6 protein-coding genes are annotated in these 8,495 nt (G+C 68.1%); 4 read left to right on the forward strand and 2 right to left on the reverse strand.

Going from position 1 to position 8,495, the window contains the following annotated elements; genetic code table 11:
• Positions 1-25: 25 nt before the first annotated feature.
• Positions 26-1,585 (reverse strand): carboxylesterase/lipase family protein, encoded by a 1,560-nt coding sequence (locus B2U11_RS00240; RefSeq protein WP_292068954.1) that lies wholly within the window; start codon positions 1,583-1,585, stop codon positions 26-28.
• A 402-nt stretch (positions 1,586-1,987) separates the two neighbouring features.
• On the opposite strand from B2U11_RS00240, the gene B2U11_RS00245 reads away from it, so the two are divergent.
• Entirely contained in the window at positions 1,988-4,852 is a 2,865-nt protein-coding gene (locus B2U11_RS00245) for a TonB-dependent receptor (protein WP_292068955.1), read from the forward strand.
• Between the two features lie 102 nt (positions 4,853-4,954).
• On the forward strand, positions 4,955-5,644 hold the full coding sequence (locus B2U11_RS00250; RefSeq protein WP_292068956.1) for a LamG-like jellyroll fold domain-containing protein: 690 nt from the start codon (positions 4,955-4,957) through the stop codon (positions 5,642-5,644).
• Positions 5,645-5,682: 38 nt separating this feature from the next.
• Here the strand turns inward: B2U11_RS00250 and B2U11_RS00255 are convergent, their stop codons facing one another.
• Entirely contained in the window at positions 5,683-7,290 is a 1,608-nt protein-coding gene (locus B2U11_RS00255; protein WP_292068958.1) for a DUF4861 family protein, read from the reverse strand.
• Between B2U11_RS00255 and B2U11_RS00260 the strand changes: the two genes are divergently transcribed.
• Together B2U11_RS00260 and B2U11_RS00265 are read left to right on the forward strand one after the other, a co-directional pair.
• Positions 7,201-7,794, forward strand: a complete 594-nt coding sequence (locus B2U11_RS00260) for a hypothetical protein (protein WP_292068959.1) — start codon at positions 7,201-7,203, stop codon at positions 7,792-7,794. The genes B2U11_RS00255 and B2U11_RS00260 overlap by 90 nt on opposite strands.
• A 170-nt stretch (positions 7,795-7,964) precedes the next feature.
• A partial coding sequence (locus B2U11_RS00265; RefSeq protein WP_292068957.1) for a phosphomethylpyrimidine synthase ThiC occupies positions 7,965-8,495 on the forward strand: 531 nt, incomplete at its 3' end.

Genomic DNA, 8,495 nt, shown 5'->3' on the forward strand with positions numbered 1-8,495 from the left:
TATTGAGTACGGACCCTAGGGGATTCTAAGTTCCCGGCTGAATGTAGGGAATGGCCGCGAAGAACTGGCGTTGCTCGCCCCGGGGGTCGTCGGCCATGCGCGGTTGCACGTCGAACAGCATCGTCTGGCGGCGCGGCAGTTCGTAAGGGCCCCAGCGGGGCAGACCCGGGTGGTTGGGATCGCCGGACCGGGCCAGGGCGATGAAGGCGTCGCTTATCATGTCCGACACCTGCTGCGCGCCCGGCCCGCGGGTGCGCGAGCCTTCGGCCTCGACATTGTCGAAGACCAGCGGGATGTCGGCGGTGTGAAACGCGCCGCGGCGGCCTGACGCCATCGTGCCGGGGAAATCCAGCTGATAGACCCAGGCTGGGGCGCCCGTCTTGGCGCGCTCCTCCGCCTCGATCACCGCGCCGCGCCAGGACCGACCGGCCGTCGTCGCTGCGATCAACACCTCGTCGGGCGACCAGTCCGGGTGCATCCGGCGATAGGCGGCGATGATCGGCTCGGGCGTGATGTCGATACGCATGACGCCAGGCGTCAGCCGCGCAGGCAGGGTCTCCCATGTCAGGCCGCTGTTCGCCGGGTCGTCGCCCATGAAGCCCAGCGTCTCTTCGCGTGTGTTGCCGATGATCATCGGGATCGACAGCCCCTGCGGCGCCGCGTCGGGATAGAAGGGATGGCGGGACAAAGTCCGGAAATCCAGCGTCGGCGCATAGGACAAGCCTCCGAAGCCCAGGATCGGGTCTTGGGTCGCCGTCGCCTCCAGCAGCCGCTCGACGGGCATGTCCATGACCTCGTGCGCCCGGTCGGGGGTCAACCCCAGCGTCTTGAGCCAGGCGACCGACCGTAGCGTTCCGTTGATCGGTCCTTGAGCTGTCACCTGCTGACCGCTCATGGTCGCGGCGCTGTGGAAAAGCCCCTTCGCGCGCGGTGTGGCCATCAGGGTGGCGATCTTCGCGCCGCCGCCGGACTGGCCGAACAGCATGACCCTGTCCGGGTCACCGCCGAAGGCCGCGATGTTGTCGCGGATCCACTCCAGCGCCAAAATCAGGTCCAGCTGGCCGAGATTGCCCGTATCCTCCAGCCCAGGGGCCAGCCGCGCCAGATAAGCGTAGCCGAACAGGTTCAGACGGTGGTTCAGCGTCACCGCCACCACATCGCCGCGTCGCGCCAGCCGCTTGCCGTCGTACAGCGGAGACGAACCCGAGCCGCCGGAATAGCCGCCGCCGTGGATATAGACCATGACCGCCCGCCGCCCGGCGTCCAGGCCGGGCGTCCAGACGTTCAGGAACAGACAATCCTCCGACTGGTTCGGCTCGGTCCCCCGCTGCGGGCTGGCGGCGCCGTATTCGACGGCGCGGATCGGCGAGGTCCAGGAGCGAGGTCTTTCCGGCGTCTGGAACCGGCGGGTGGGCGCGCCGTATCGCAAACCCCTGAAGACAGTGATCCCGTCTTCCTTCAGGCCGATGACCGGCCCCGCCGTCGTGCGGACCATGGGATCGCCAGGGGCCGCCCGCACGGCGCGGGCTGTCGCCACCCCCGCCGCCGCCAGACCCATGACCAAGCTCGTGCGTCGCGTCATCATGGCGCATCTTCCCTTATCGAGCGCGCGCCGGAACGGGCGCTGTGTTGCAGGACAGGTTGATCTCGTCCGTCCCGCTCGCCGCAAGCGGCCCGGCCACGGGTCCGCCCGGCGCGGCGGGGGCCAGCAGGCTGGATTTCCGCCCCATCATTGCTCCCTGCGGCGGACGTCTCCGCGCCTGATCGTCTGTTCGCGGTCATTGTCTTCGCCACGACACCTCGGAGGAAATCGGGCGAACCGGTTCGCCACCTTCTTGTCACACGGAAAAACTATGCGTAGCTTTGTATGACACCGGTAGCAGCGATTTGGCAAACCAGACCTGACACCGGTGTCGTCCGCGAGCAGCGGACGGCTCAACGAGGGCGACGACCCTCGAACGCCGCAACTGGGAGGAGACACAGAGACATGACCCGACGCAATAAATTCGCGCGTTCCGCGCTGACCTTCACCGCTTCCGCCGGGGCGATCGCGCTCGCGCTGATGGCTCATGACGCGGCGGCCCAGACCGCCGATCCGTCCGCGCCGGCCGAGCAGGCCGCCGAGGTCGAGGAGATCGTCGTCACCGGCTTCCGCGCCAGCCTCCAGAACGCGCTGAACATCAAGCGCAACGAGGCGGGTGTCGTCGACGCCATCTCGGCCGAGGACATCGCCGACTTCCCGGACACCAACCTGGCCGAGTCGATCCAGCGCATTCCGGGCGTGTCGATCGACCGCGACGCGGGCGAGGGCCGTTCGATCACCGTGCGGGGGCTGAGCTCGGAGTTCACCCGCACCCGCATCAACGGCATCGAGGCCCAGGCCACGACCGGCGCCACCGATTCCTCCGGCAGCGTGAACCGCGGGCGCGGCTTCGACTTCAACGTCTTCGCTTCCGAGCTCTTCAACAACATCACGGTGCGCAAGACCGCCTCGGCCGAGACCGAGGAGGGTTCGCTCGGCGCGACGGTGGACCTTCGCACCAGCCGGCCCTTCGACAACCCCGGCTTCCAGGGCGCCCTGTCCGGCCAGTACGGCTACAACGACCTCTCGGAAGACTGGAGCCCGCGCTTCGCCGGCCTGATTTCCAACACCTGGGCCGATGGGCAGCTGGGCGCTCTGTTCTCGATCGCCTACAGCGAGCGCGACAGTCTGGAGGAGGGTTTCAGCTCGGTGCGCTGGGGTCCGGCCAGCGGCGACAACGGCTTCCATAATCCCGGCGCCTTGCCGGGCGCGCCCAGCGGCATCTTCCACCCGCGTATTCCCCGCTACGGTCGGCTTGAGCACAGTCAGGAACGGCTGGGCGCGACGCTGTCTTTCCAGGCGCGGCCGAACAACGGACCGACCCTGTTCAGCTTCGACGCCCTGTACTCCAAGCTCGATTCCACACGCAGCGAGAACTTCCTGCAAGCCTGGTCGCTGAGCCGCAACGCCGCGTCAGGCGGCAAGCCCGAGGTGGACATCGTCGATGTCGAGGTCGATCCGGAAACCGGCGAGATGGTCTATGCGGTGCTGGACGACATGGACATCCGCTCCGAGCAGCGGTTCGACGTGCTGGAGACCGAGTTCACCCAGATGACCTTCGAGGTCGATCACGAATTCTCTGACCGTCTTCGCTTTAACGGTCTGGTGGGGCGCGCCAAGTCCGAGTTCAGCAATCCGGTGCAGGTCAGCGCCATCATCGATCGTCAGAACACCGACGGTTACAGCTGGGATTTCCGCGACAATCGCGATTTGCCGCTGATCGACTACGGCTTCGACGTCACGGATCCCAACCAGTGGACCATCACCGGGCCCGGGGGGATCAATCCGCGCTCGGAGTTGCGGTCGAGCTCCAACTTCCAGGAGAACGTCTATTCGACGGCGTCGGCCAGCTTCGCCTACGACCTGACGGACGCGATCACGCTGAAGGTCGGCGCGAACTGGAAGGAGTTCAAAGCCGACAGCCGGAACTTCGCGCGCCCCGGGAACAACAATGTCGCGCCGAGCCTGCCGGCCGGCGTGTCGATGGCGGACGTGACGAATTTGCTCGAGGGGTTCGGTCGCAATCTGGATCTTCCGGACGGTTCGCCGCTGTCGTGGGTGCGGCCTGATCTGGGGGCCCTCGACGAAATCTGGAACTACAGCTGCAACTGCGACACCGGCGTGCCGGGCGGCGATTTCCGTCTGATCGGCCTGAACGGCAATTCGTCCACCTACGGCAACTGGCGAGACATCACCGAAACCGATACCGGCTTCTACGTCCAGGCGGACTGGAGCACCGATCTGTGGAACATGCCGTTCCGAGGAAACGTCGGCGTCCGTCAGGTCAAGACGGAAATCGAGGCCCTGGGCTATTCCAACGTCGGCGGGGTCGCGACCCCGGTTCTTGGCGAAAACGAGTACGACGACACCCTGCCGGCCATCAACCTGTCGCTGGAGCCGTACGAGAACTTCATCGTGCGATTTGGCGCCGCAAAGGTCATGGCGCGGCCTCCGCTGCCCAGCCTGGTTCCGGTCTTCGCTCTGAGCGCGCCGACGGCGGCCAACCGCACGGCGTCGCTTGGCAATGTTGACCTGGAGCCGTACCGCGCCAAGACCTACGACCTGTCTCTGGAGTATTATTTCGCCCCCGAGGCGCTGCTGTCCTTCGCTTACTTCTACAAGGACATCTCGACCTACATCCAGACGACGCGGGACGACCTGACCTACGCGGAACTGACGGCGCTCAACCCGATCGCCTTCCCGGCCGCGCCGGATCGTCCGGCCGGCGATCTCTACACCTTCAGCACGCCGACCAACACGCCCGGGGGACCGCTCAAGGGGTTCGAGATCAGCTATCAGCAGACCTTCACCTTCCTGCCGGGGCTGCTTTCCAATCTGGGTACGCAGTTGAACTACACGCACGTCGAGTCCGAAATCGACTACTGCGTCACCGCCGACTGCGACGCCTTCGTGACCGAAGACCTGGTGAACCTGTCGCCGAACGCCTGGAACGCGACGCTGTATTACGACGACGGCAAGCTCAACGCCCGCGTGTCGGCGGCGTACCGCGACGACTACTATCAGAGCGTGCCGGGTTCGAACGGCGGCTCGGCGGGCATCCCGTATCAGGGCAAGACCGAGACGACGACGATCGACGCATCGGCCTCCTATAACCTGACCGACAATCTCAGCCTTTCGATCGAGGGTCTGAATCTGACAGACGAGTTCAATCGCCAGAACCACGGCGATCTCGGCGGACCGCGCGACAGCACCTATGTGTACCACCACACCGGGCGACAGGTTTACGTCGGCGCGCGGTACCGGTTCTAATCCCCCTGCGCGAAACGTCTCGCGGAACGCGGCGTCGGGGATCCCGGCGCCGCGTCTTTTTTGTTCGCTTCCTGATCTGTTCGTCCCTCACTGGAGCCCGTCATGATCACACGACGCCTGATGAGCGCGGGACTGGGACTGGCCGCGACGGGATGCGCGTCGCTGGATCGGGGATCGGCGCCCGCGCGGGAGGTCCTGTGGGTCTTCGACAATCTTCAGGAGATCGGAGGCCTGCCGGTCCATAGCGAGGGCGCGCCCCTGCTCGTCGATTCACCCTGGGGCCGGGCCGTGCGCTTCGACGGAAGGCGCGACGTCGTCTTTCTGGACTCTCATCCCCTGGCGGGCGCCGCGACGTTCACCTTCGAGGCCTTGTTTCGTCCCGAGAGCGGGGCTTTCGAGCAGCGGTGGTTTCACCTGCAGGAGATCGCGCCTGGCGGCGAGGCGACGGATACGCGCATCCTCTTCGAAATCCGAACCCGCGAGGGCGAATGGTGGCTCGACGCCTTCGCCAAGGGCGAGGGGTACAACCACACGCTCATCGCCGCCGAAAAGCGCTTCCCGGTCGGCCGCTGGTTCCACGTCGCGCAGACGTTCGACGGTCGCCTGTACCGCAGCTTCGTGGACGGCGTCCTGCAGGCGGAGGCGCCGCTCGCCTTTCGGCCGCAAGGCGCCGGCCGCACCTCCATCGGCAGCCGCTACAACCGGGTAAGCCCGTTCAGAGGCGCGGTGCGCGCCGCCGCCTTTTCGCGCCGCGCCATCGCCCCGGAGGGCTTCGTCCTTCGCCAGGGTTGACCCACGGCCTGGCGAAGGGACGGCGAGGTCGCCACGGATTACCGGAAGTCGAAGCTTTGGCGGGCGACGAATTCTTCCCACGACGGGCGGTCGTGGAAGTCGAGGCCACGGTCCCAGGCCGAGCCCATGTAGTAGGTGAACGGCTGACCCGGCGTCACCCGGACCAGGATCAGATAGTTGTCGGCGTCTTCGGCGAAGCCTTCGACCCTGGCGGGATCGACCGCGATGGCGATCCCGAGCGACCCATGCTCGGGGTTTTCCGGCTCCCAGAACATCAGCCGGCCGTGCTCGGCGTCGCGGGTGACGAAGCCCCTTCCGTTGTCGTTGCTGCGCTTGGAAATGCCGATGCCGACGATCAGGGGCGCGTCGGAGTTCGAACTCAGCGTCGAGGTCATGCGGGTGAAGTTGGACCCGATCGGCAGGCTGAATTCCCGCGTCTCGGAAACGGTGCGAACGACATCGACGGGCCAGGGACGGTAGGTCACGCTGAACCGCGCTTCGTCGCCGCCGCTCCTCTCGATATCGTAGGTCGAGAAGTTGCGGCTGGTCCACAGCTTGTTGTCGTACCAGATCCCCAGGCCGCCCGCGCCGCGTCCGCGCCCGACGTCGTAGTAGTCCAGGCCTTCGCCCCGGTCGGTATGATAGTTCGGGAACTTCAGCTGGCGGTCCATGAAGGGATAGCGCACGCGTTTGGCCCAGACATCGATCCCCGACCCTGAGGGCGCCTCGCGCGCCTCCAGCGCCGGGCCGTAGATGCGGTGAGCCACGCGGTCGTTCTCCCACAGCAGATCGTCCAGCCGATCGGGCGCGAAGCGGGCGACGGCGCGCGGAACCTGCTGGTCGTCGGGCGGCGGGGCCAACGGTTCGATCGTCGAAGGACGGCCGAGGTCGGCGGGATCGTAGGACAGGGCGGCGGTGGCGCGCATCTCGGCTTCGCGCCGGCGCGTCTCCTCGGGCCCCACGACGGTGAGGGGGGCGGGCGGGACCGGCGTCGTGGCCGCGACCACCTCGGGCCTGTCGCGTGCGGGCTCCGGTTCCGGCAGGGACTGGACCTGTCCGTTCAGGTCGGCGATCTCCAGACCCGCCAGGATGTAGGTTCCGGAGACATAAAGACCGACATCCTCCGGCGCCGTCGCGACCGGCTGGTCGCCCGTCTTCTGGGCGGCGCCCACCAGGCCGCTGGGCAGTACGTGCCGGTTCAGCGCCGCCCAGCCCTTGAGCACGTGCGGCAGATAGGTCTCGCGGTCCAGCAGGCCGTGGTTGATCCCCCAGGCCAGGGCGTAGACATAGAAGACCGAGCCGGACGTCTCCGCCTCCGGGTAGGTTTCCGGATCCAGCAAACTGGCGCGCCACAGGCCGTCGCCTTGCTGGAGCTCCGCGACGCGGCCGGCCATCTGCTGGAAGAGATCGACGTAGAAGGGACGGTCGACGAAGTCGGCGGGAAGCGATTCCAGCCAGCGGGCCAGGCCGCCCATGACCCAGCCATTGGCGCGCGACCAGTAGATGGGGTCGCCGTCGGCGTCGCGGTGTGGGGGTTGGCGAACCCGGGGGCCGCGGTGGACGACGTCGCCGCGCTCGTGACCTCGTCCCCGCTGATCAACCAGTGGTGGCTCTCGGGCGTGCTGTACGTGGCCTTCAACATCCAGCTGGCCTACGCGGTGCTCGCCCCGATCGGCGAGGAGAGCTCCTCGTCGGGCCGCTCCCTCGTCGCCGGGGCCGGGCTCGGGGCCCTGGGCCTCGTGGTGATGGCCGGCGCGGTGATGGCCGCGATGACCGCCCACGCCCAGCTGATCGGCCGCGCCGAGCTGCCCATGGTCGAGCTGGCCGCGATGATCGGCGGCTGGGCCGCCCTGCTGTACACGGTCGTCCTGCTGCTGGCGCAGTTCACGACGGCGGTCTCGTGCCTGTACGGCGGTGTGGAGCGCATCGCCCTGCTGTCCTCGATGCGCCGCGTGCCGGGCTGGGTCATCGCGGTCGTCACGGCCCTGGGCGCCACCCTGCTCTCGAGCGTCGGCTTCTCCGACCTCGTGGGCACCGTCTACCCCGTCCTCGGCTACGCCGGCATCGTCATCATCGCGATGCTCATCGTGACGTGGATCGTCGAGCGCACCACGGTGCGCCGGCGGGCGGCCCGCGCGGCGCGCGCCTGAGCGGCCCGCCGCGGCCGGACGGCGGACGGTGAGGCGCCGCGGGGGACGTGCTAGGGTCGCTCGCATCCCACGGGAGCCCCACGGCACGGGGCTGAGACCGGGCTGACGCCGCCCGGAGACCGTCTGAACCTGTCCGGGTCATTCCGGCGAAGGAAGAAGGAGCCGCGGCCATGTCCGTTTCCGAGCGCACCCCCCTGCCCGCAGCCGAGTCGACGGCCGAGGTCGTCGCCGAGGAGAACTACCCCACGCACCGTCTGGGCTGGCTCGAGGATGCCGAGCACGGCATCCGCGTGCCCGTCACCGAGGTCCACCAGGACGACTCCCCCGACGGCACGCCCAACGCGCCCCTGACCGTCTACCGCACCATGGGCCCGGGCTCCGTGCCCGAGCGCGGCCTGCCCGCCCAGCGCGCCGAGTGGATCCGCGCCCGCGGCGACGTCGAGGAGTACGAGGGCCGCGAGCGCGACCTGCTCGACGACGGCCGCTCGGCCGTGCGCCGCGGCGCCGCCTCGCAGGAGTGGGCCGGCGAGCGCCGCGCCCCGCTGCGCGCCCAGGAGGGCGCGCGCGTCACCCAGATGCACTACGCCCGGCGCGGCGAGATCACCCCGGAGATGCGCTACGTCGCCCTGCGCGAGGGCGTGGACGTGGAGCTGGTGCGCTCCGAGGTCGCGGCCGGCCGCGCCATCATCCCGGCGAACGTG

The organism is Brevundimonas sp. UBA7534, assembly GCF_002479325.1.
GTDB lineage: Bacteria > Pseudomonadota > Alphaproteobacteria > Caulobacterales > Caulobacteraceae > Brevundimonas.